Consider the following 22,884-nt stretch of genomic DNA (forward strand, 5'->3'; position numbering starts at 1 on the left):
GGCACGGGAATGAGGGATCGATGAGGATCGGCACCGGCGTCAGCTACTCGGGCGGGTTCGCCGAAAGCGTCGCGGACATCGTGGAGCTGGAACGGGTCGGGCTCGACATCGTGTTCGTCCCCGAGGCCTACAGCTTCGACGCGGTGAGCCAGCTCGGCTACCTCGCCGCGAAGACCGAGCGCGTCGGCCTGATGTCGGGCATCTTCCAGATCTACACCCGCACCCCGAGCCTCACCGCGATGACCGCGGCCGGGCTGGACTTCGTGTCCGACGGCCGCTTCACCCTCGGCCTCGGCGCGTCCGGGCCGCAGGTCATCGAGGGTTTCCACGGCGTGAAGTACGACGCGCCGATCGGCCGTACCCGCGAGATCATCGAGATCTGCCGCCAGGTGTGGAAGCGCGAGCGCGTCGTGCACGACGGCAAGCACTACACGATCCCGCTGCCCGCGGACCAGGGCACCGGGCTCGGCAAGCCGCTCAAGCTGATCAACCACCCGGTGCGCGAGCGGATCCCGGTCGTGCTCGCCGCGCTCGGGCCGAAGAACGTCGCGCTCGCCGCCGAGGTCGCCGAGGGCTGGCAGCCGATCTTCTTCCACCCGGAGAAGGCCGCCGACGTCTGGGGCGCCTCGCTGGCCGAGGGCAAGGCCAAGCGCGACCCGGAGCTGGGCGAGCTGGACGTGTTCGCCGCGCCGCCGCTGGCGATCGGCGACGACGTCGAGGGCCTGCTCGACTGGGTGCGCCCGGTGTTCGCGCTGTACATCGGCGGGATGGGCGCGCGCGGCAAGAACTTCTACAACACGCTGGCCTGCAACTACGGCTACGAGGCCGAGGCCAAGAAGATCCAGGACCTGTACCTCGACGGCAAGAAGGAAGAAGCCGCCGCGGCGGTCCCGACGGAGCTGCTGCGCGCCACCTCGCTGGTCGGTCCGGCGGGGTATGTGAAGGAGCGGCTGGCGGCGTTCAAGGAGGCCGGCGCGACCACGCTGGCGGTCAACCCGCTGCAGCCCGGGCGCGAGGCGCGCGTGGCCGCCGTCGCCAAGCTGAAAGAGCTGCTCGGATAGGTCCGGTATGATGCGGGCCACTGGGGTGTGAAAAAACCGCACCCCGGGTCGATGCCGCCGTCGAAATGCCGTCAACTCTCCGCGCGGGGCGCGAATTCGAGAGTAAGAACGGGTTCAACGGGGAATCCGGGCGGGGCGAAAGCGAGGTAGGCCGGGCTGTGCGCAGAATCGAAGGATCCGCCGCCGCGGTGCTGGACGTGGGTTCGTTCAGCGCCCGGCTTGTCGTGCTCGAACCCGGCGGATCCCCGCTCGACCCGGCGTTGACGCACCAGACCCGGCTGCGGCTCGACCGCGAACTCGACGACGACGGACGGCTCAGCGAGTGCGGCATCGCGGCTATTGCCAAGGCCGTTTCCAGCGGCATGGAATTCGCTCGCGAGCACGGCGTCAAGGACGTATTTCCGCTGGCCACGTCGTCAATTCGGGATGCGGTCAACTCCCGTGACGCAGTCCGGGAAGTGGCCGGCGAAACCGGGGTCGAACTGCGGTTTCTCTCCGGCCGCCGGGAGGCGGAACTGACCTACGTCGGCGCGCGCCGCTGGTACGGCGCGTCCGGCGGGCCACTGCTGGCGCTCGACATCGGCGGCGGCACGGTCGAGCTGTCCGCCGGAGCCGGCGAGCAGGCTACTTTCGCGCGGTCGCTGCCTCTGGGCGCCCGGTCGGTCACTCGCGACTGGCTGCCCGCCGAACCGCCGGTGCGCAGCAAGCACGTGCGCGCGCTGCGTGACCACGTGCTGGAGGAAGTCTCCGCCGCCTTGGGCGACGTGAAGGAAGAGCTGGCCGAACACCGCGTGGTCGGCTGCTCGAAGGTGCTGCGGCAGCTGGCGCGGCTGGCGGGCGACCGGCCGGGCAAGGCCCGTGAGCTGCACCTGGACGACGTGCGCGCCTGGATCCCGCGGCTGTCGGCGATGCCGTTCGCGCGGCGGGCGCAGCTGCCGGGCATTTCGCGGCAGCGAGCCCAGCAGGCGCTGGGCGGCGCGGTGGTCGCGGAGGCGCTGCTGACGGTCGCGGGCGGGAAGCTGACGATCTGCCCGTGGTCGACCCGGGACGGGCTGCTGCTGACGTTGCTGGACCAGCTCACGGACGCGACCGGCAAGCAACGATCGCGTCCGGCCGCGTGAACTCCCTGGTGCGAGGGCGATAAACCGGGTATCCCGGAACCATGACCCCGCGCAGCGAATTCCACCCCCGCGACCGGTCCGAGGACGACGACGAGGACTCGCCGTTCCCCGCGCGCCGCAAACGCGAGCTGCCGGACTCGGACGAGCTGCCCGGCGAGGTGGCCAACGCCCCGGGGCCGGATCTGAGCCCGTCCCGGACGGACGAGGTGCCGCGGGTGCCGGGCACGGACGACGTGCCGTCGTGAGTGGTGGCGGCTTCTGACCGCCTCGGCACCTTCCGCGTAAGCCTGGTGCGCGGCGATCCCGATGAGAACCGGGATCGCCGCGCACGAGTCAGCTCCGGTCGAACTGGCGCACCTTCGACGCGTCTCGCCGCGCCGGTGCGCGCCCGATCGGCTGGACCGGCGCGGGGCCCGGGTCCAGCTTCGGGATCTGCAGCTCCACCGGTTCCTCGGTCACGGTGAATCGCTCGCCGTGGTGGATCAGGTCCAGCGGCGGTCCGTTGAGCACCCGGTACGTCGCCGCGCCGTGCCGGATCGACACCTGGAACCGGGTTTCGCGGAAGGCGAGACGGAACGTGAGGCCGCCGAGCTCGTCCGGCAGCCGCGGCGCGAACGACAGTTGGCCGCCGTAGTCGCGCAGGCCGCCGAACCCGGCCACCGCGGCCTGCCAGGCACCGGCCAGCGACGCCATGTGCAGGCCGTTGCGGACGTTGTTGTGCACGTCGTGCAGGTCCGTCAGCGCGGCTTCGGCGAGGTAGTCGTACGCCAGCCGCAGGTGTCCGACCTCCGCCGCGATCACGGCCTGCGTGCCAGCGGACAGCGAAGAGTCCCGCACGGTCCGTGCTTCGTAGTAGGCGAAGTCGCGGGCCTTTTCCTCCGGGCTGAAGGAATCGCCGCAGAGGTGCAGCGCCAGCACGAGGTCGGCCTGCTTGACGACCTGCTTGCGGTACAGGTCGAAGTACGGGTAGTTCAGCAGCAGCGGGTAGAAATCCTCGTCGGTGGCGGCGAAATCCCACTCGTCGTGCTGCAGGAAGCCTTCCGATTGCGGGTGCACGCCGAGTTCCTGGTCGTACGGCAGCGCCATCGCCTCCGCCGCGGCGCGCCAGGAATCGATCTCCGGAGTGTCCACTTCGAACTGCGCGGCGATGTCCGGATGGCGACGGCACACGTCGGCCGCGGCGAGCAAGTTCTTGCGCGCCATCAGGTTCGTGTAGATGTTGTTGTCCGCCACCGCGGAGTACTCGTCGGGCCCGGTGACGCCGTCGATGCGGAAGTGGCCATGGTGGTCGAAATGCCCGAGAGACGCCCACAGCCGCGCGGTTTCCAGCAGCAGTTCCGCGCCGCAGGTGCGCTCGAAATGCTCGTCCTGAGTGGCGTTCACATATCGCACGACGGCGTCGGCGATGTCGGCGCTGACATGGAACGCCGCCGTACCGGCTGGCCAATACGCCGAGCATTCGGCGCCGTTGATGGACCGCCACGGGAAAGCCGCGCCGCGCAAGCCGAGTTGCGTCGCGCGTTCTCTCGCTTTGTCTATTGTGGAGTGTCGCCAGCCGAGCGCGTCGCGGGCGGCGTCCGGCATCGTGTACGTCAGCACCGGCAGCACGAACGTCTCGCTGTCCCAGAACGCGTGCCCGTCGTACCCCGGTCCGGTGAGGCCTTTTCCGGCGATAGCCCGGGTTTCGCCGCGGGCGCCGGCCTGCAGCAGGTGGAAAAGCGCGAACCGGACGGCCTGCTGGAGTTCCGGGTCGCCGTCGATTTCGATGTCCGAAGTGGCCCAGAAATCGTCGAGGAACTCCCGTTGTTCGGCGGCCAGTCCCTTCCAACCGGTCTGCCGGGCGCCCGCGAGCGCGGCTTCGACCTGCGCGCGCAGGGCCGGGGCGGACCGTTGCGCGGACCAGCCGTAGGCGAGGAACTTGGTGACCCGCAGCCGTCCGCCCTTGGGTACGTCGACCGCGGCGGTCAGCCGGGCGAGGTCCTCCTCGGCATGGATGCGGGTGCGCAGGCCGTCGTCGACCTCGATCTTGTGGTCCATCGCGGCGGCGACGCGCAGCCCGGACATCCGGGTCTGGTGCACCAGCACTGCCTGGTAGCCCGCGGCGTGGCAGAACTCGCCGACCAGCGGCGCGTCGAGCGCGGCGGCGACGCGCGGGTCGCGGGTGTCGGACTCGACCGGTTCGTTGGCCAGCAGGTCGGACTGCACGACGAGCTGCAGGTCCTCGTCGAGCGGCTCGACCTCGTAGCGGATCGCGGCGACCGCTCGCTGGGTGAAGGAAACCAGCCGTTCGGTGGTCACCCGCACGCGCCTGCCGGTGGGGGAGGACCATTCGGTGACGCGGCGCAGCGTGCCCCGGCGGAAGTCGAGCACGCGGTCGTGCGCGGTCGCGATGCCGTAGCGCATGTCCAGCGGCTCGTCCTCGACCAGCAGCCGGATGATCTTGCCGTCAGTCACGTTGACGACGGTCTGGCCCTCCTCCGGGTAGCCGTAACCGCCTTCGGCGTAGGGGAGTTCGTGCTGTTCGTAGAACCCGTTGAGGTAGGTGCCGGGCAGCCCGCGCGGTTCGCCTTCCTCGAGCGTGCCGCGCAGCCCGATGTGTCCGTTCGACACCGCGAAGGCGGATTCGGTGCGCTGCAACGCATCCACGTCGAGGCCGCGCCAGCGCAGCTCCCACGGGGAGCATTCGTAACCGAGTTCCGTCACTTGTCCTCCAGCAGGTCGGCGAGGTCGTCGACGACGACGTCGGCGCCGTGCGCGCGCAGTGCGTCTGCCTGGTTCTCGCGGTTCACGCCCACGACGTAACCGAAACCGCCGGCCTTGCCCGCTTGGACGCCGGATTGTGCGTCCTCGAACACCGCCGCCTGCTTCGGGTCCACGCCGAGTTCCTTGGCTCCGGCCAGGAACGAATCGGGCGCCGGCTTGCCTTTCAGGTGGTCGCGGCGGATGACCAGGCCGTCGACGCGGGCCTCCACGAAGCGGGAGAGGTCTGCCGCGTCGAGGACCTTGGCTCCGTTCGCCGACGAGGTCACTACGGCGATTCGCAGCCCGGCCCGCTTCGCTTCTTCCAGGTAGCGCACGGAACCCGGGTACGGATTGACGCCGCGCTCGTCGATGATCTTCAGGACGAGTTCGTTCTTGCGGTTGCCGATGCCGTTCACCGTCGGCGCGTCGACGGCGTCGTCCGGGGTGCCCTCGGGGAGGTCGATTCCGCGCGAGCGAAGGAATTCCCGCACGCCGTCGGCCCGGGGGCGACCGTCCACGTAGGTCGCGTAGTCGGCGTCGGTGAACTCCTGGAAGCCGGCGCCGTCGCGGGCGCGCAGATATTCGTCGAACGTCCGTTTCCACGCCTCGCGGTGGAGCACGGCCGTCCCGGTCAGTACGCCGTCCAGGTCGAAGAGGCAGGCGGTGATGGTGTCGGGCAGTCCGATCATGCCTGCAACGTACCGGTCCCGGGTGACATTCGCGGGCCGCGGCACGACGTTTACCGAGCGTCAGGCGGCGCCTACGCGGCGATCGAACACCAGCCGTTCCGCCGCGCGCAGGCCGACGCTGATCGCACCGGTGAGGACACCGTCGTCGCCGAGTTCGCCTTGCACCACAGTCGTTGTGAGCGGGGTGAACGCGCGAAGCGCGCGGTCGATCGGTTCCAGCAGCAGATCCGCCGCCGTCCCGACCCCGCCGCCGAGGACGATCAGTTCCGGGTCGATCACCGCGGCCACCGAAGCGACGGTGTACGCGAGCCGGTCGGCTTCCTCGGACACCGCGCGCTGCGCCAATTCGTCACCCTCGCGGGCGAGGCGGAACACTTCGCGCGCCGATCGCGCTGTGCCCAGGCCAAGTTCGCGTGCGCCGCGCACCACCGACTGTGCGGCGGTGGCCTCCTCCAGGTGCCCGCGCGCCGGCGGTTCGCTGGGTTCGTCAGCGACATGCGTGCGGCCGTAAGGCAGGTAGCCGATTTCGCCCGCCGCGCCGGTAGCGCCGCGGAAAACCCGGCCGTCGACCATCAATCCCATGCCGACGCCGGTGCCGATGGTGATGCAGCCGACCACCGAAGCTCCGCGCGCGGCGCCGCTTTCCCATTCGCCGACCGCGGTGAGGTTCGCGTCGTTCTCCACCACCAGTTCCGGCCCGAGCACCTGCTCCAGATCGTCGAGCAGCCCCGGACGGCCCCAGCCGGGCAGGTTCGGCGCGTGCCGGAAACAGCGTTTGACCGGGTCCGCGACGCCGGGGGAGCCCAGCACGCGGACCACGATGTCGTCGTTCGTCAGGCCCGCCTCGGCCACGATGTCCGTCGCCAGTTTGCCCAGCGCGGAGATCAGCGCGCTGCCGGAACGGGCCGTGTTGCGGACGTCGCGCCGGGCGACCGTGGTGCGGCCGAGGTCGGCGACCGCGACCCGGATGTGCTCGCGGCCGATGTCCAGGCCCAGCACGTATCCCGCGGTCGGGTCCGCCTCGTAGAGCACCGCCGAGCGGCCGGTGCCGGTGGACGTGTGCCCGGTCGCGCGCGCGAGCCCGGCGGCCTCCAGCGCGAGCAGCGCCTGGCTCACCGTGGGTTTCGACAGCCCGGTGTCCTTCGCCACCTGCGGCCGCGTCGCGGGCCCGCCGCGGCGCAGCAGGTCGAGCACCGCCCGCTGGTTGATCATGCGCATCCCGGCCGGGGTGCCGACCGGTGGTGTACCCGACCCTGCCACCTGCTGAGTTTCCTTCCCGTTCGGACTTCCGTCCTGCCACGGTAACCGGATTCGCCCCGCTTTGGCAGGAAACTTTCTTTTCTTCCGGCTCGGGAGAGGGCAGGCGGACGTCTCGGTCCCGACGATACGGGCTCGGCGGGCGCAACCCGGGGACGGCACGCAGAGTTTGCCGTCCGCTAGTTGACCGGATCAGGCGTCGGGCAGCCAGTTGCCGTGGAACCCGGCCGGCACCCGGCCCGGCAGATGGACCGACGCGACCGGATCCGCCTCGATGTCCTGCGCGTCGAGCACCACCAAGTCGCTGCGGTCGTTCGGTCCGTCGTAGACGTACGTGAGCAGCCAGCCCGCGCCGTCCGGCCGGTCGTCTGCCGGAACGAACACCGCTTCGCCGGGGAGGTGTCCTTCCGGGAACAGGTGCTCGCGCGCGGCGTTCGTGTGCAGGTCGTAGCGGCGGAGAACGAGCGGGCCCTGCGGACCGTGCCGTCCGGTGACGTGCCCGAAACGGGCGTCGAGCCCGGCGAGCCGGTCGTCGATCCGGGGGAACTCGCCGTCGCGGTCGTCGAGCAGATCCTCGGTCACCGTGCCCGCGAGGGGGTCGATCGTCCACCGCCACAGCACGCCCTTCGGGTCCGGGACGCCCGGCCGGGACAGATGCTCGTACCGCACGACGTGCACCACAATCCGGCCGTCTGTGGTGTCGTGCGCGTTGAGGGTGTGGAAGACGTAGCAGGGGTCGATCTCGAACCAGCGCACGCCGTCCGTCGGGCGTTCGCGGCTGAGCAGGCCGAGGCGCGCGCCGTACGTGTCGCTCCAGCGGAACGGCATGCCGCCGTCGGTTCCGTGGTCGAACACTACCGGCAGGTCGAAGAACACGACGTGCCGCCGGGTGAGCGCGAAGTCGTGCATCATCGTCAGGCCGGGCACGTCGATCGGCTGCCGCAGCACGAGTTCGCCGTCGGCGTCGGCGCGGTAGTAGCTCACGTGCGGGGCGGTGAGGCTGCCGTAGCCGAAGAAATGCAGCTCGCCGGTTTCTGGGCAGATCTTGGGATGCGCGGTCATCGCATCGGCGAGCTTGCCGTCGAAATCGTAGACGCCGACGGTGTCGAGGTCGGTGGTGATTTCATAAGGCAGCGAGGATTCGACGAGTGCGAGCGTGCGTCCGGCGTGATTGACGACATGCGTGTTGGCGACGCTCGATCGCAGGTTTCGCGTTCCGTCGGCGTTGTAGAGCACCGGATTCGGGATGTCGAAGCTTTCGGTGCGCACCCAGCGGTTGCGATACCAGGCCGCGCGGCCGTTTTCGAGCCGGGCGCCGTGCACCATTCCGTCGCCGGTGAACCAATGCGCGCTGTCCTGTCTCGGGTTCGGCCCGTTGCGCAGATACCAGCCGCTGAGCTCCGGCGGCAGCGAACCCGTGACCGGCAGGTCGTAGGCGGTGAGTTCGTCGTGGACCGGGGCGTAATGGCCCTTGAGGTGGAAATCAGTGGTAGCCATGGATTCACGCTTTCTGGGCACGAGCACGGACGATGCGCGGGTAACGGATGGTGAACGAGATCGGAATCGCGAAGCCGAGCACCTTGAGAATGATCAAACCGACGGTGGCGTGCGGCGCGAAATGCAGCAGAACGGCTTCGGCGATCCCGGCGACCGTGAAGCTGGCCGCCCACACCGCGGTGATGACGACATTGACCCGGCGAAACACCGCGGTGGCGGCGATTTCCGGCGGAACCATGGTTTTCGCGATCCCGAGCGTGAACGGCCGTTTCGCGGCGAGCGAGCCCCAGGCGGTCACTGCCAGCCAAAGATCGGTGAGCGCGCCGACGTAGTCCTTGAGCGGCGAGGCCGGATCGCTGAACGACCAGATCGAAAGCGCCGCGAAGAAGACGACCGCGGAGACCTCGATGAACAGCGTGTCCCAGCCCTTGCCGCGCCGGCGTTCCAGCAGGAGGAGCCCGCCCGCGAGCACCAGTCCGGTCAGCCCGGACCACCGCCAGTCGGCCTGCGTGGACACGACCGCGAAGGCGATCCACGGAAGGAAACTCTTCAGGTAGTTCATCGGGACCCCTCGCTCACGTTCCTGCGGTGACATGTCAAAACTAGAAGGTCCTGGCTGGACATGTCAATAGTGGAAGGTAAGGTGGGCGCATGACCTTGCGACACGCGGTGCTGGGGCTGCTCGCCACCGCCCCCGGAAGCGGCTATGACCTGCTGAAACGCTTCGAGACGGCGATGTCGAGCGTCTGGACGGCCACGCAGAGCCAGCTGTACGGGGAACTGGGCAAGCTGGAGAGTGCGGACCTGATCGAGGTGTCCGCCGAGGGTCCGCGCGGGCGCAAGGAGTACGCGATCACCGACGCCGGGCGGTCGGAATTGCGCACGTGGCTGCTGGAGGAGCGGCCGCCCGCGGCTCGGCGCAACGAGATGCTGTTGCGGGTCTACTTCCTGGGCGAGGTCACGCCGGAGGAGGCGCGGGGATTCCTGTCCCGCCACGGGGACTTCGCGAAGGGGCTGGTCGACGAGCTGGCGGCGCTGGAGGCTTCGGTCGACTGGGATGACAGCGACCCGTCGCTGTACGGCCGCCTGGCCCTGGAATGGGGCAAGCGCTACGCGGCGATGGAACGGGATTGGGCGAAGTGGGCGGCGGAGACGATCCGCGCGGCACGCGGCTGATCATGACCGACGACCCGGCCAGCCACTGCGGCGACGACGCCGTTTTCGCGAGCGATCTTCGGGACGAGGGTGAGCCCGAGGTCGAGTTCAATCCCGGCGTCGCCGCCCGGTTTCCTCGCAAGAACGCGGCCGCGGGAGTGCTCGCGCGCGACGAACACGGTCGGATCCTGTTCGTCTGTCCGACCTACAAGCCGTTCCTGGAGATCCCGGGCGGCTTGGTCGAAGACGACGAGTCGCCGCTGGCGGCGTGCCGTCGAGAGGTCCGCGAAGAACTCGGCATCGACGTGCCGGTGGGGCGTCTTCTCGTCGTCGATTGGTTGCCCACGCACGGCGTTTGGCGGGACAGCCTGCAGTTCATCTTCGACGGAGGTGTGCTGAGCCGCGAGCAGATCGGTGCCATCCGCCTGGAAGCGGACGAAGTGAGCCGGTTCGAGTTCCTTGACATCGAGGCCGCGCGGCCGCAATTGCGGCCGTCGAAGGCGCGGCGAATTTCCCTGGCGCACCAAGCGTTTCTGGACGGGGAGACGGTCTACGGCGAGTTCGGCCGGAGGCTCGGGTAGCCCGAACCTCCGGCCGCGGCGGGTCATCCGTCCGAGGACCGCTTCCAGATGTTGATGTTTTCTTCGGTGGCGTGCTGGTCGATCTCGGCCAGCTCCTCGTCGGTGAACGACAGGTTGTCCAGCGCGGCCACGTTGTCCTCCAGTTGCTTCACGCTGCTGGCTCCGATCACGAGCGACGTCATCCGCGGATCCCGCAACGCCCAAGCCAGCGCGAGCTGCGCCAGCGTCTGCCCGCGCCCCTCGGCGATCTCGCCCAGCGCCCGGATCTTGCCGAGCTTCTCCTCGGTGATCGTGTCCGGATTCAGCGATTTCCCTTGCGCCGCCCGGGAATCCGACGGGACCCCGGAAAGGTACTTGTTCGTCAGCAATCCCTGCGCCAGCGGCGAAAACGCGATGCACCCGGCCCCGGCCTGCTCGAGCGTCCCGAGCAGATCGTCAGCCTCGGTCCAGCGGTTGAACATCGAGTACGACGGCTGGTGAATCAGCAGCGGCGTGCCCAAATCTCGCAGCATCTGGGCGGCTTCCGCGGTCCGCGCGGAGTTGTAGGACGAGATCCCGACATACAACGCCTTCCCCGACCGAACCGCCCGGTCGAGCGCGCCGACGGTCTCCTCCAGCGGCGTCTCCGGGTCGAACCGGTGCGAGTAAAAGATGTCGACGTAGTCCAGCCCCATCCGTCCCAGCGACTGGTCGAGGCTGGCCAGCAGGTACTTCCGCGAACCCCACTCGCCGTACGGACCGGGCCACATGTCGTAGCCGGCCTTCGTCGAGATGATCAGCTCGTCGCGGTACGGCTTGAGGTCGCTCGCCAGCAACCGGCCGAAGTTCTCCTCGGCGCTGCCGTAAGGCGGGCCGTAGTTGTTGGCCAGGTCGAAGTGCGTGATGCCCAGGTCGAAGGCGCGCCGGACGATGTCGCGCTGGACGGTGAGCGGGCGGTCGTTCCCGAAGTTGTGCCACAGTCCGAGCGAGATCGCGGGCAGCTTCAGGCCGCTCCGCCCGCAACGGCGGTAGGGCATCGAGTCGTAACGGTGGTCCGCGGCAACGTAAGTCACGCCGCGATGCTAGCCCGCGAGGTGTCCGCGCACGGTGGGTGACATCCGGGTAGCGGCGCAAAGCCCGGTTTCGTGCGCGACATCCCATTCGGCTCCGGTTGACTGTCGCCGTCTCGGTGCCGGTCCGTCGGAGGCGTTCGCGAGAACGGACGCCTGCGGTGCCGGGAGGCGTGGGCGGCTGCCGCACGGAGTGGAATCCGCCGAGCGGCAAGCTGACCGGCGGCGATGCCGGTATCAGATCCAGATTTCCGGCACTGACGCGGCGGTGCACATCTGGTATCTCGATCGATCCGTGGGCAACGAAGGGTCCTGCGCGGTCGCGAAACAGTTGGTGGACCAGGTCATTCCCGGCCTGCCGTAACGACGTTTCCGGTGCTCGGCATACGTCGGAGGAATGCCAGGCTTCGCGGCGCTCTTGAGTCGCGCGCCCGGGCTTAGATCCGATGTCTGGTCGCCGGGACGTCTTCGGTGGCGACCGCCCAGTACAGTGCGGGTGAGCGATTGCTTAGGAGGCGACGTGGGCACCGGGTTTTTCTCGTCCGTCGACGATGTGTCGGCGCAGCTGGCCGAGGCCGGATACCTCGCGTCGACCGCGGTCGCGACCACCGTGTTCCTCGCCGACCGGCTCGGGAAACCGCTGCTGGTCGAGGGTCCGGCGGGGGTCGGCAAGACCGCGCTGGCCACGGCGGTCGCCGAGGTCACCGGCTCGCGGCTGGTGCGGCTGCAGTGCTACGAGGGCATCGACGAGGCCCGCGCGCTGTACGAATGGAACCACGCGAAGCAGCTGCTGCGGATCACCGCTGGCCGCGACGAGACGTGGGACGAGGCGCGTACCGACATCTTCGGCGAGGAATTCCTGCTGCGCCGCCCGCTGCTCACCGCGATTTCCGGCACCGAGTCGACCGTGCTGCTGATCGACGAAACGGACAAGGCTGACGTCGAGATCGAGGGCCTGCTGCTGGAGGTGCTCGGCGATTTCCAGGTGACCGTGCCCGAACTCGGCACGATCACCGCGACGCAGCAGCCGTTCGTGGTGCTGACGTCGAACGCGACGCGCGAGCTGTCCGAGGCGCTGCGGCGGCGGTGCCTGTTCCTGCACATCGATTTCCCGGACGAGGACCTCGAACGCGAGATCGTCCGGCTGAAGGTGCCCGGCATCGAGGCCGCGCTTGCGGATTCGGTGGTGCGCGTGATCGCCGCGCTGCGGGCGATGGACCTGCGGAAACTGCCGTCGGTGGCGGAGACCGTCGACTGGGCGCGCACGCTGCTGGAGCTGGGCGCGGGCGCGCTCGACGAGCGGGTGGTGCGCGAAAGCCTCGGCGTCGTGCTGAAGCATCAGGACGACATCGCGAAGGCCGGGGCCGGGCTGAGTCTCGACCAGGTGCTGGACGCGTCATGACCGTCGCGCCGGGCCTGACCGGACGGCTCGCCGAGTTCGTGCGGGCCTTGCGGGCGCAAGGCATTCCGGCCGGTCCCGGCGAGACGGCCGACGCGGCGGCCGCGCTGGAGGCGCTCGGCCTGGACGACCGCGAGTTGGTCCGCGAAGGGCTCGCCGCCGCGCTGGTTCGCCGGGGCGGGCAGCGGTCGGTGTTCGACGCCGCCTTCGACCTGTACTTCCCGGCTGGCATCGGCGCGCCCGAACTGGCTCGCGAAAACCCGCCGCGGGACCGGGAGGAACTGCGGGAGGCGCTCGCCGCCGCCCTGGCCGAGGGCGACGACCAGGCGCTGGACCAGCTCGCCGGAATCGCTGTGGACCTGCTGGGCCAGTACGGCGTCGGAACCGGCCCTGGCGGCGGGTACTCCGCGCACCAGACGCTGGACCGCCTGCAGCCGCAGACGCTCATCTCCCGGGTGCTGGCCGCGATGCGCGCCGCCGGCGCTCCGGACGAGTTCACCGACCGGCTCACCCGCGACGAAATCCGCCGCCGCGTCGAGGGATTCCGCGGGCGGGTGCGTACCGAAGCGCGCCGCCGGGCCGCCGAAATGCGGGGCCGCGAACGGATCGCCAAGCACGCGATCGCCCCTGCCGCGGATCGCGTCGACTTCCTCATCGCCAGCCGCACGCAATTGGCCGAACTGCGGCGCACGATCCAGCCGCTGTCCCGCAAACTCGCCACCAGGCTTGCCGCGCGCCGCAAACGCACCACACGCGGCCAGATCGACTTGCGCCGAACGCTGCGTCGTTCACTCTCCACCGGCGGCGTGCCCTTGCGGCCAGCCTACCGGCACCGCCGCCCCGGCCGCCCGGAAATCATCCTCCTGTGCGATCTTTCCGGTTCGGTCGCGGGTTTCGCGAACTTCACGATGCTGCTGGTGCAAGCATTGCGGGACCAGTTCAGCAAAATCCGCGTCTTCGGTTTCGTCGACAGCACCGACGAGGTGACGCATCTCGTCGACACCGGCGCCGCCGATCCCGAACAACTGGGCGCGCGAATGCTCAGCGAGGCCGCGGTAGTCCGCTGGGACGGCCACAGCGATTACGGCCGCGCGCTGGGCCAGTTCACCACTCATTGGCTGGACGCGGTCGGCCCGCGAACGTCGGTCCTCATCCTGGGCGACGCCCGGACGAACGGCGGCGACCCGAACCTCGACGCCGTCCGCGCGATCCGCTCCCGCGCGCGGCACGTCCACTGGCTGAACCCCGAACGCCGATCCCTGTGGGGGACCGGTGATTCAGCCGCGCCGGACTACGCGGAACTGGTGGAAATGCACGAATGCCGGACCGCGCACCAGTTGGGCGTGCTCGTCACGCGTCTTCTGCCGACTTGAGCCAGTCGTCGATCTCTTTATGCAGCAACGCTTTGGTCTCTTCGGGTGCGAACGAGGCAGTCACTGCGTTGCTTGCCAGCTTAGCCAAGGTCGCGTCGTCGTAACCGAAAACCTCACGCGCACGGGTGAATTCGTCGGTGATCGTAGTGCCGGTGACGTCCGGGACATCAGTGTTGAGCGTGACCCTCAGCCCCGCCTCGACCAGTCCGGGCAGCGGGTGTTGCGGGAGCGTCGGAACCAACCCGAGCGCGACGTTCGACGAGGGACACACCTCAAGCGCGAACCCGCTCTCCGCGGTTTGAGCGGTCAGTTCCGGGTCCTCCAGGATGCGGATTCCGTGCCCAATTCGCTCGGCTCCGCCGATTTCGATCGCCTCCCGGATACTGTCCGGCCCGGCGTCCTCGCCCGCGTGGTGAATGAGGTGCAACCCCGCCTCCCGCGCCCGGACGAACACCTTCTCGAACGGAGCGAGCGAGTACTTCTCCTCGCCGGCCATTCCGATTCCGATGATCTCCTCGTGCTTCTTAGCGAGCTCCAACGTCCTCTCGGCACGCTCGATCGACCGCCGCCGCGAGTGATCGAGAATCAACCGCCATTGCAGCCCATGCTCTTTCCCGCCTTCCGACAGTCCTTTAAGGACCGCGTTGAGGGGGAGTTCGAGATCCCCGACCCGTTCCCCGTGCGAGGCAGCCGTGAACGTGACCTCGACGTACCGAGTCCCTTGAGCGGCTTCGTCCGCACAGAACTCGCGCGCGATCCGCTCGAAGTCCTCGGCTTCGCGGAGGCACGATCGAGTGAGACTGTTGCGATCGGCGAACGCCCGGAACCCCTCGAACGCTTCGGGCTTCTCCGGCAGCTGGACGCCGTGGAGAGCCGCGAGTTCCTTGAGCGTGCCGGGACGGACGGTGCTCTCGAGATGGACGTGGAGATGCACCTTGGGGAGAGCCGACAGATCGCGCACGCGTGGATCATGCCCGCCGCGCGCGCCACCTGTCATCCAGGTTTCGCCGGGAACCCGCGGGGGCCGGGCGACGTTGGGGTAGGTGACGGAGGTTTCCGCAGGGGAAGGGACTTTGTGCGATGGCTTTGATGAAGAAACTCACCGTGCTGGCCGGTGCCGCGAGCGCAGTGTCGTACGTCCGGAAGAACCCGCAGAAGGTCAACGAGGCCGTGGGCAAGGCGGCGCGTTTCGTGGACGAGAAAACCAACGGCCGCTACCACGCGCAGATCTCCGGAGCGGTGCGGAAGGTCGCGGACACGACCCGCCCTCGAACGGCCGAGTGAGGCTGGTTCTGGCTGGAGGCTGCCTGGGGGAGTAGGCAGTGGGCCGCGCAGGCTTGGGGGGCTTAGAGGGGCGGGCTCGGGGTGCGCTTCGCGTGCGAGAGCCCGCGGCCTGGGATGCGTGACCGATGGAGAAGCTCGGGCTGTCCGTGCCGGTGCTGCCGCGAGGCTGGGGCGTGGCCGCCCGCGGGCGCATGTTCGAGGGGCCGCGCGGTCAGATCAGGATTGCTGGCGGGTGAAGCCTGGGCTCGCGCGGCGTCTGCGGATACCGGTCGACATCCCGGATGATCCCCGACTTTCGGCAGCATCGGCGGGCCTGCGTCAGCTCGACGGCCTGCCAAGTCTTGGCTGGTCACTCCGCCAGTCGGTTCACCGTTCTGTCGGACTGGCTGGCGAAATGAGCAGCATGGCTCGTCGCTCTGCTGTGGTTTCGTCCTCCGGCAGCAAACCCTAAACCTCTCGCTCCGAGTCGGCTCCAGCTACCGTATGCAACCGGTCCCGGCGAGGCTTCCCAGCTAGGAGACGCTAGCCTCGGTTGCCGTACGCGACACAACCCGGCGAGGGTTTCCGCCAGGCCGATCCCGGCGAGCGTTCCCGGCCAGGAGACCCTGGCTCCATTGCCGCACGCAACCTGTCCCAGCGAGGGTTCCCGGCCAAGGCGGCCCCGGCGAGCGTTAGGGCCAGGAGACCCTGGCTCCAGCTGCCGCACGCGACCTGTCCCGGCGAGTGTTCACGTCCAAGGTGACCCCGGCGAGCGTTCCCAGCCAGGAGACCTGGCTCCAGTTGTCGCACCCAACGTGTCCCGGCGAGGGTTCCCAGCTAGGAGCCCCTGGCCCCAGCTGCCGTACCCAACCCATCCCAGCGAGCGTCCCCGGCCAGGCAACCCCGGCCCAAGCTTCCGCCCCAGCGTCACTCCTCGGCCAGCGTCGCCAGCACTCCCTCCCCGTACTTGGCCAGCTTGCTCTCGCCCACCCCGCTCACCGTGCCCAGGGCGTCGAGTGTCGTCGGCATCAGCGTGGCGATTTGGCGCAGCGTGGCGTCGTGGAAGATCACGTATGCCGGAACCCCTTGTTCCTTCGCCGTGGCCCCGCGCCAGGCGCGCAGGCGCTCGAAGATCGGCGTCGCTTCCGCGGGCATGTCGACCGGGGCGGCCGCTGCCGTGCGGCGGGACGTTCGCGGGGCGCGCGCCGGGCGTTCGGGTTCGCGGCGCAGCTGTACTTCTTGCGAGCCGTTCAGCACCGCGGCCGAACCTTCGGTCAGCACCAGCGATCCGTAATCCCCTTCCACCGCAAGCAGGTTGCGCGCCAGCAGCTGCCGGACTACCGCGCGCCACTCCGGTTCGCGCAGTTCGGTGCCGATGCCGAAGACCTTCAGCGTGTCGTGCTGGAACTGGGTGACCTTCGGAGTCGTTTTGCCGAGCAGGATGTCGATGATCTGGCCGGCACCGAAGCTCTGCCGCCGTTCGTTGCGGAGACGGACCACTGTGGACAGCAGTTTCTGCGCGGGAATAGTGCCGTCCCAGCGTTCCGGCGGGGTCTGGCAGGTGTCGCAGTTCCCGCACGGCTGGCCGGACTGCCCGAAGTACGCGAGGATCTGCGTCCGTCGGCATTCGACCGTCTCGCACAGCGCCAGCATCGCGTTCAGGTGCCGGGCCTGCAGGCGACGGTGCATCTCGTCGCCCTCGGACTTGTCGATCATTTTGCGCAGCTGCATCACGTCTTGCAGCCCGTACGCGAGCCAGGCGGTCGACGGCTGCCCGTCGCGGCCCGCGCGGCCGGTTTCCTGGTAATAGCCTTCCACGGACTTCGGCAGGTCCAGGTGCGCGACAAACCGGACGTCCGGTTTGTCAATGCCCATGCCGAACGCGATCGTGGCGACCACGACGAGCCCTTCCTCGCGCAGGAACCTCGACTGGTTCTTCGCACGGGTCGACTTGTCGAGCCCAGCGTGGTAGGGCAGCGCCGGGATTCCGTTCTGCACCAGGAAATCCGCCGTCTTCTCCACCGACGCGCGGGACAGGCAGTAGACGATCCCGGCGTCGCCCTGGTGCTCGGTGCGCAGGAGTTCGAGCAGTTGCTTCTGCGGCGAGTTCTTCGGCACGATCCGGTATTGGATGTTCGGCCGGTCGAAGCTCGCCACGAAATGCTTCGCGTTGTCCAGGCCGAGCCGCTGCGAGATTTCCTTGTGCGTGGCCTCGGTCGCGGTGGCGGTGAGCGCGATCCGGGGCACGTCCGGCCAGCGTTCGTGCAGCGACGACAGCATCAGGTAATCAGGCCGGAAATCGTGGCCCCACTGGGAGACGCAGTGCGCTTCGTCGATCGCGAACAGCGCGATCTTGCCGCGGTCGAGCAGGCGGACGGTGGATTCGACCGACAGCCGCTCGGGCGCGAGGTAGAGCAGGTCGAGTTCGCCCGCGACGAACGCGTCCTCGACCTCCTGCCGCTGCGCGAAATCCTGGGTGGAGTTGAGGAATCCGGCGCGCACGCCGACGTTGCGCAGCGCGTCGACCTGGTCCTGCATCAGGGCGATGAGCGGCGAGATCACCACGCCGACGCCCGGCCGCACCAGCGCCGGGATCTGGTAGCACAGCGATTTCCCGCCGCCGGTGGGCATGAGCACCAGCGCGTCGCCGCCGGAGATCACGTGCTCGACGATCTCCGCCTGGTCGCCGCGGAACGCGTCGTAGCCGAAGACGCGCTGCAAGGTCTCGAGAGCGGGGGAACGGGTGGCCTGCTCGGCCAGATCGGGGTGCGCCACGCGGCCGATTCTAGGGCGGCGGGCCGTCCGGGCGAGCCTGCCCCGCCGGGTTCGGCGCGAGAGTCCCCATCGCACCGGCCGTTTCCGCGCGCCGCGGAGGGTCCGGTCGCGCAGGGTGAACAGCAGGACGACTGGTGACAGCCGGGATGACGGGACCCTTCACGCCACCCTCGTGACAGACGGTGCCGAGCCGGGTGTCCCGCTGCCGTTCGCGTTCGGGTGGGAGGCGCACAATGGGATCCGTGGCTTTTCCGATCAATGACCTGACCGGGTATTTTTCCGGCGAATGGCGGCTCGCGCGCGAAATCGTCGACGTCGACGGGGCGGCGATAGGCGAGGCGAGCGGCCGCGCGACGTTCACTTCTGACGACGGGGTGCTCGTCTATCGCGAGTCGGGAGAGCTGCAGCTCGGAGCGCATCGCGGACTGTTCGTCCGGACGCTGCACTACCGGCCCGCCGGAGGTTCCCGCGCCGCGGTGCACTTCGACCACGGCGGGTTCTTCCACGACTTGGACCTGGCGACCGGGGAGTGGACGGCCGATCACCCTTGTGCCGCCGACTGGTATCGAGGCGCGTACCGCGTGCTCGACGATCGACGGTGGGAACAGGAATGGGTCGTGACCGGGCCGGCCAAGGACCACGTGATCACGAGCCGGTTCACGCGGCTGGACCCGTAACCGTCAGTTGGATTCCGTACTTCCGCGCTCGGGATTCAGCGGATATCGAAGCGGATGTCCCGCGTGGACTACTTGCGCCGGTTGCGCAGAATCACCAGCAGCACCACTATCGCCGAGACCGCGCAGGCGGCGGTGATCACCATGCCCGCCCAGGCGGGAATCGCGATACCGGCGATGTTGTCGAAGCCGGGCAGGGCGCGGGGCGCGGTGATCGCCACGGGGCCCTCCGTTCGCGTCGTCGGCGTGCAGATCGCTTGCGCGCCGGATTTTACCCGACGCCGGACGATGCTGTCAGGTCCGAAGTGGACGGTCCCGGTCACCGCGGGTGATGAGCGGATTTTCCCGTGCTGAAGCCGGTTCGGCGGGCGCGAGTGGACCCCTCGCGCCGCTGGAGTCACAGTGCTGGGCAGAGCCGGATCTTCGAGGCATGATCGAGGCAAGCGCACGACGACGGAGGAGGAGCGCGAGATGAATGTGGCCGATCTGCTCGTGGACGGATTCGGCCGGGTGCGGGAAGTGGTGCACCAGGCAGTCGACGGGCTGACCGCGGAGCAACTGGCGACGCGCCCCGGTCCGGAGGCCAACTCGATCGGCTGGCTGGTCTGGCATCTGGCGAGGGTGCAAGACGACCACGTCGCCGGCGTCGCGGGCACCGACCAGCTCTGGACGGCAGCGGACTGGCGCGAGAAATTCGACCTGCCCTTCCCTGCCGGCGACATCGGCTACGGGCACAGCAGCGAGGATGTGGCCCAGGTGCGCCCGGAGTCGCCGGATTTGCTCACCGGCTACTACGACGCCGTGCACGAGCACACGGTGTCCTGGGTGACCGGCCTGGACGCGGCGGCGCTGGACCGGGTGGTCGACGAAGCCTGGAACCCGCCGGTGACCTTGGGAGTGCGGCTGGTCAGCGTGCTGTCCGACGACCTCCAGCATGCCGGACAGGCCGCGTATGTGAGGGGGCTGCTGCTGGGATGACGATGCCGGAGTGACTGCCGCACCGGGCGAGTGACCGGTCCTGCTCGGACTGCGGCGGCTTGGCTGCGGTGGGTGGGGAGCGGACTGCCGTCGGCAGGCGAATGGTGCGGTTCTCAGCGGTGGGCAACCGGGCGCATGGCCTTGCGTGTAGCTGCTCGCGCACAGGGGCTTGCGGATGGTTGGCTGCGGCTGTGGGCGGTTGTGCGCTCGTCAGGTTTCTGTGGTGGTGGGGGTGGGGCGGGGAGCGAGGCAGGGCGCGACTGGCAGACCACGTGCGGCATGGCTGCTGTCCGGTGAGCACGCGGACGTAGGTGCCGGACGAGGGCGGCGAGAATCGGGCTGGATGCGCGTGCAACTCGGCCTGTTGCTGACTTGTGCACTGTTTGGGCGGGTTGGCAAACCGTTGCGGCGCCGGAGTTGACGAAGCTGGCGAGGTCTCGCATGGTGCGCTGTTTGTGCCGCTGTGCCGCCGTGCCGCCGTGCCGTGAGACCTCGCCGGCCGCGAGGCCTCACTCGTACCCCGTTCCCCGGTGGTCCGGCAGCCTTCGCGGGCCGGGGCCGTCGTGGCCTAGTTGGTCGTTCGGGTTGGCCAGGCGGCATTTCGCCAGGGACATACAGCCGCAGCCGATGCAGTCGTTCAGTTGGTCTCGGAGTTGTTCCAGTTGGCGGATGCGCTGGTCCAGGTCGGAGCGCCAGCAGGACGAGATGCGGGACCAGTCCGCGCGGGTCGGGGTCCGGTCGTCCGGCAGGAGCGCGAGCACCTCGCGGATCTGCGCCAGCGGCATGCCCACCCGCTGCGACATGCGGATGAACGTGACCCGCCGCAGGGTGTCGCGGCGGTAGCGGCGCTGGTTGCCCGCGGTGCGCCTGCTGCGGATCAGGTTTTCGTCCTCGTAGAACCGCAGGGCCGACGCTGGTACGCCGCTGCGGTGGGAGAGTTCGCCCACGGTCAGTTCGGGCAGCTCCGTCTTCGCCATGCGCTCAGCATAGCTTGACTTAAAGGGAGGTTGAAGTTCGAGACTCTCTTCCGGAGGCGGGAAACCTGTTCCGCCCCGGGAAAAAGGAGAATAACGTGTCCGAAGCTCCGGTCCGGCTCGCCGTGCTCGTCGGCAGCGCCAGGGAAGGGCGGTTCGCCCCCACGGTCGTGCGCTGGTTCGCCCGCCAGGCCGACCGGCACGGCGGGTTCGAGATCGACATCGTCGACGTCGCCGAGATCTCGTTGCCGCTCGCGATGAACGGCGAGGGGGCCGCGCCCGTCGCCGCCCGGCTTGCGGCGGCGGACGCGTTCGTCGTGGTCACGCCGGAGTACAACCACAGTTACCCGGCCGCGCTCAAGAACGTCCTCGACTGGTTCCGCGGCGAATGGCACGCCAAACCGGTCGCTTTCGTGTCCTACGGCGGGATTTCCGGCGGGCTGCGCGCGGTCGAGCACCTCCGTCCGGTCTTCGCCGAACTGCACGCGGTCACCATCCGCGAGACGGTGAGCTTCCACGGCGTGCACGGCCGGTTCGGGGAGGACGGCGAACCGCTCGACCCGAGTGCCGAGACCGCGGCGAAGGCGTTGCTCGACCAGCTCGAATGGTGGGCGCGCGCGTTGCAGGACGCTCGGTTGGTGCGGGCTTATCCGGCGTGACCGGGGCCAGGGGAGGTCGGCGCTTAGGTGGGCATTGAGGCGGGTCGGCGCGGGAAGGCAGTCAGCGGTGCGGTGCCATGGGGCCTAGCTGGTCCAGCACAGCTCTCCGGTGCCGGACCGGCTGGGGCCAGCGCATTCCGAGCCGATGCTGGCTTGGAGCGGCGAATCCGAGGAACCGGCTAGTGCTCCAGACACATTCTCCGGCCGACTCTCGCACGCGGAGCGTGCATCGCCCTGGGCAGGTGTGAGTCCGGGGCCACGTCGCAGACCGCGGCGTGGCCCCGGCATGGAGCTCAACCCGCAGGCGCAGTCTTCGGCCGACATCGCCTGGTCAGGTGGTGGGCCCGGGGCTGTGTCGCACCAACGACACGGCCCCGGCAAGAAGCTCAACCCACCAAACCGTCCACAGCAGACCGTCGAGCGAAAGCGGGCGCGTGCTCCGGTCGCAACCCGACGCCGCCCAGGTAAGCCGTAACCCCGGATAGCGCCGGAAACCGTTGCAGTACCCGCATCGGTGTGGGCAATCGGTCCAGGGTTCCGTCGAGTGCGGGACGCAGCAGCATGTTGTGTTCGCCCCTCTGGCTGGTCTGCACCGCGACAGTCGGCAGCAATCGGCGGCGGCGTACAGCGGCCAGGCGGGACACGGGGACTTCTCTGCGCCGCAACGGTTCCGCGAGAAGTCTTGCGGTGGCGACGGCGTCCTGCACGGCGAGGTTCACCCCGACGCCACCCACCGGCGACATCGGGTGTGCCGCGTCCCCGATGCACAGCGCGCCCGGCGCGTGCCAGCGCGGAAGCAGGCCCATGGTCACTTCGAGCAGCTTCACGTCGTCCCACGAATGCACAGCCGACAACTGCGCGGGCGTCCAGCCGAACAACTCGCCCAGTCGTGCGCGGAATCCGGAGATGGGACCGGAACGTAGCAAAGCATCAGAGCCGCGGGGGATGAGGTACGAGGTCTGGTAATAGTCGCCTCGGTCCATCGTCACTGAGGCGTATCCGGGGCCGAACCGGGCGAACACCCCCTGTTCGCCCGGTCCGGCTTTTGGCACTCGCACCTGCCAGACGTCCATCGGGACCTCCGACTCCCGCAGTGCGAGGCCGAGTTCACGGCGCACCGTCGACCAGCGGCCGTCGCAGCCGACCGTGAGCGGGGCGGTCAGTTCGTGGACCACGCCGGCGTCGTCGCGGTAGCGGACTCCGGTGACGCGTCCGTCTCCGCGAAGCAAGGAAACGACGGAAGCGCCCATGCACAGGGTGAATTTCGGTTCGGCGGCACCGGCTTCGGCTAGCAGGCCCAGGAATTCGGCTTGGGGCACCATCGCGATGTGCCGGTGCGGGCCGCGGAGTCTGCTGAAGTCGGCGGCTATCACGGTCTGCCCGCCGATCTCCATTTTCATGCGTTCCAGGACCGAACGGGACAGGGCGGCGAACTGGGCGCCGAGGCCCAGCTCGTCCAGCAGCCGCAGCGTCGACGGGTGGACAGTGTCGCCGCGGAAATCCCGCAGGAAGTCCCGGTGCTTCTCCAGCACCACCACCTCGACCCCGGCCCGCGCCAGCAGCAGGCCCAGCATCACGCCGGCCGGTCCGCCCCCGGCGACCACGCATCCGGTCCGTTCCATCAGGACTCCAATCTT

General features: G+C 69.1%; 22 protein-coding genes. 11 read left to right on the forward strand and 11 right to left on the reverse strand.

The genetic code is table 11. The features are described 5' to 3' along the window. Positions 1-20 precede the first annotated feature (20 nt). The 3 genes from ABD156_RS36650 (at position 21) to ABD156_RS36660 (ending at position 2,427) form a co-directional block, all read left to right on the forward strand. Positions 21-1,061 (forward strand): LLM class F420-dependent oxidoreductase, encoded by a 1,041-nt coding sequence (locus ABD156_RS36650; protein ID WP_344284942.1) that lies wholly within the window; start codon positions 21-23, stop codon positions 1,059-1,061. A 158-nt stretch (positions 1,062-1,219) separates the two neighbouring features. Further along, positions 1,220-2,182, forward strand: coding sequence for a Ppx/GppA phosphatase family protein (locus ABD156_RS36655; RefSeq protein WP_344284945.1), 963 nt, complete (start codon positions 1,220-1,222; stop codon positions 2,180-2,182). Between the two features lie 41 nt (positions 2,183-2,223). Then, complete coding sequence (locus tag ABD156_RS36660) at positions 2,224-2,427, forward strand: hypothetical protein (protein ID WP_344284947.1); 204 nt, start codon at positions 2,224-2,226, stop codon at positions 2,425-2,427. An 88-nt stretch (positions 2,428-2,515) separates the two neighbouring features. Here ABD156_RS36660 and ABD156_RS36665 read toward each other — a convergent pair whose 3' ends face one another. From ABD156_RS36665 to ABD156_RS36685, 5 genes are all read right to left on the reverse strand, one after another. Then, positions 2,516-4,885: a glycoside hydrolase family 65 protein gene (locus ABD156_RS36665; protein WP_344284950.1), complete on the reverse strand. Its 2,370-nt coding sequence runs from the start codon at positions 4,883-4,885 to the stop codon at positions 2,516-2,518. Then, positions 4,882-5,613, reverse strand: a complete 732-nt coding sequence (locus ABD156_RS36670) for an HAD family hydrolase (protein WP_344284953.1) — start codon at positions 5,611-5,613, stop codon at positions 4,882-4,884. Before ABD156_RS36670 ends, ABD156_RS36665 begins: the two co-directional genes overlap by 4 nt. 60 nt (positions 5,614-5,673) lie before the next feature. Next, on the reverse strand, positions 5,674-6,831 hold the full coding sequence (locus ABD156_RS36675; RefSeq protein WP_377875527.1) for an ROK family transcriptional regulator: 1,158 nt from the start codon (positions 6,829-6,831) through the stop codon (positions 5,674-5,676). 231 nt (positions 6,832-7,062) lie between these two features. Further along, the gene (locus ABD156_RS36680; RefSeq protein ID WP_344284959.1) at positions 7,063-8,367 is read right to left on the reverse strand and encodes a carotenoid oxygenase family protein; all 1,305 of its coding nucleotides are present in this window, start codon (positions 8,365-8,367) and stop codon (positions 7,063-7,065) included. A 4-nt stretch (positions 8,368-8,371) separates the two neighbouring features. After that, a complete protein-coding gene (locus ABD156_RS36685) occupies positions 8,372-8,929 on the reverse strand; it encodes a hypothetical protein (protein ID WP_344284962.1) in 558 nt (185 codons plus the stop codon). Positions 8,930-9,018: 89 nt separating this feature from the next. Between ABD156_RS36685 and ABD156_RS36690 the strand changes: the two genes are divergently transcribed. Both ABD156_RS36690 and ABD156_RS36695 read left to right on the forward strand, forming a co-directional pair. Further along, positions 9,019-9,543 carry a PadR family transcriptional regulator gene (locus ABD156_RS36690; RefSeq protein WP_344284965.1) on the forward strand — a complete coding sequence of 175 codons (525 nt, stop codon included), beginning with the start codon at positions 9,019-9,021 and terminating at the stop codon, positions 9,541-9,543. Further along, positions 9,507-10,103: an NUDIX domain-containing protein gene (locus ABD156_RS36695; protein WP_344285360.1), complete on the forward strand. Its 597-nt coding sequence runs from the start codon at positions 9,507-9,509 to the stop codon at positions 10,101-10,103. Before ABD156_RS36690 ends, ABD156_RS36695 begins: the two co-directional genes overlap by 37 nt. A 23-nt stretch (positions 10,104-10,126) precedes the next feature. On the opposite strand, the gene mgrA is transcribed toward ABD156_RS36695, so the two are convergent. Next, positions 10,127-11,155, reverse strand: coding sequence for an L-glyceraldehyde 3-phosphate reductase (mgrA, locus tag ABD156_RS36700; RefSeq protein ID WP_344284968.1), 1,029 nt, complete (start codon positions 11,153-11,155; stop codon positions 10,127-10,129). A gap of 517 nt (positions 11,156-11,672) precedes the next feature. Between mgrA and ABD156_RS36705 the strand changes: the two genes are divergently transcribed. Together ABD156_RS36705 and ABD156_RS36710 are read left to right on the forward strand one after the other, a co-directional pair. Continuing rightward, entirely contained in the window at positions 11,673-12,554 is an 882-nt protein-coding gene (locus ABD156_RS36705) for an AAA family ATPase (protein WP_344284971.1), read from the forward strand. Continuing rightward, on the forward strand, positions 12,551-13,924 hold the full coding sequence (locus ABD156_RS36710) for a vWA domain-containing protein (protein WP_344284974.1): 1,374 nt from the start codon (positions 12,551-12,553) through the stop codon (positions 13,922-13,924). The genes ABD156_RS36705 and ABD156_RS36710 overlap by 4 nt, the downstream gene beginning before the upstream one ends. Here the strand turns inward: ABD156_RS36710 and add are convergent. Continuing rightward, a complete protein-coding gene (gene add / locus ABD156_RS36715; protein WP_344284977.1) occupies positions 13,902-14,885 on the reverse strand; it encodes an adenosine deaminase in 984 nt (327 codons plus the stop codon). The genes ABD156_RS36710 and add overlap by 23 nt on opposite strands. 119 nt (positions 14,886-15,004) lie before the next feature. Between add and ABD156_RS36720 the strand changes: the two genes are divergently transcribed. Then, positions 15,005-15,208, forward strand: a complete 204-nt coding sequence (locus tag ABD156_RS36720; protein WP_344284980.1) for an antitoxin — start codon at positions 15,005-15,007, stop codon at positions 15,206-15,208. Between the two features lie 906 nt (positions 15,209-16,114). Here the strand turns inward: ABD156_RS36720 and recQ are convergent. Continuing rightward, a complete protein-coding gene (recQ, locus tag ABD156_RS36725) occupies positions 16,115-17,962 on the reverse strand; it encodes a DNA helicase RecQ (RefSeq protein WP_344284983.1) in 1,848 nt (615 codons plus the stop codon). 242 nt (positions 17,963-18,204) lie between these two features. Here recQ and ABD156_RS36730 point away from each other — a divergent pair, with 242 nt between their 5' ends. Further along, on the forward strand, positions 18,205-18,639 hold the full coding sequence (locus ABD156_RS36730; protein ID WP_344284986.1) for a DUF6314 family protein: 435 nt from the start codon (positions 18,205-18,207) through the stop codon (positions 18,637-18,639). A gap of 68 nt (positions 18,640-18,707) precedes the next feature. Here the strand turns inward: ABD156_RS36730 and ABD156_RS36735 are convergent, their stop codons facing one another. Beyond that, positions 18,708-18,857: a hypothetical protein gene (locus ABD156_RS36735; protein WP_344284989.1), complete on the reverse strand. Its 150-nt coding sequence runs from the start codon at positions 18,855-18,857 to the stop codon at positions 18,708-18,710. A 250-nt stretch (positions 18,858-19,107) separates the two neighbouring features. On the opposite strand from ABD156_RS36735, the gene ABD156_RS36740 reads away from it, so the two are divergent. Then, on the forward strand, positions 19,108-19,614 hold the full coding sequence (locus ABD156_RS36740; protein ID WP_344284992.1) for a mycothiol transferase: 507 nt from the start codon (positions 19,108-19,110) through the stop codon (positions 19,612-19,614). A gap of 509 nt (positions 19,615-20,123) precedes the next feature. Here the strand turns inward: ABD156_RS36740 and soxR are convergent. Further along, positions 20,124-20,591, reverse strand: coding sequence for a redox-sensitive transcriptional activator SoxR (gene soxR / locus ABD156_RS36745; protein ID WP_344284995.1), 468 nt, complete (start codon positions 20,589-20,591; stop codon positions 20,124-20,126). A gap of 95 nt (positions 20,592-20,686) precedes the next feature. On the opposite strand from soxR, the gene ABD156_RS36750 reads away from it, so the two are divergent. Next, a complete protein-coding gene (locus tag ABD156_RS36750) occupies positions 20,687-21,247 on the forward strand; it encodes an NADPH-dependent FMN reductase (protein ID WP_344284998.1) in 561 nt (186 codons plus the stop codon). A gap of 386 nt (positions 21,248-21,633) precedes the next feature. Here ABD156_RS36750 and ABD156_RS36755 read toward each other — a convergent pair whose 3' ends face one another. Beyond that, positions 21,634-22,869, reverse strand: coding sequence for an FAD-dependent oxidoreductase (locus tag ABD156_RS36755; RefSeq protein WP_344285001.1), 1,236 nt, complete (start codon positions 22,867-22,869; stop codon positions 21,634-21,636). Positions 22,870-22,884: the final 15 nt, after the last annotated feature.

The organism is Amycolatopsis albidoflavus (assembly GCF_039525725.1).
Lineage (GTDB): Bacteria > Actinomycetota > Actinomycetes > Mycobacteriales > Pseudonocardiaceae > Amycolatopsis > Amycolatopsis albidoflava.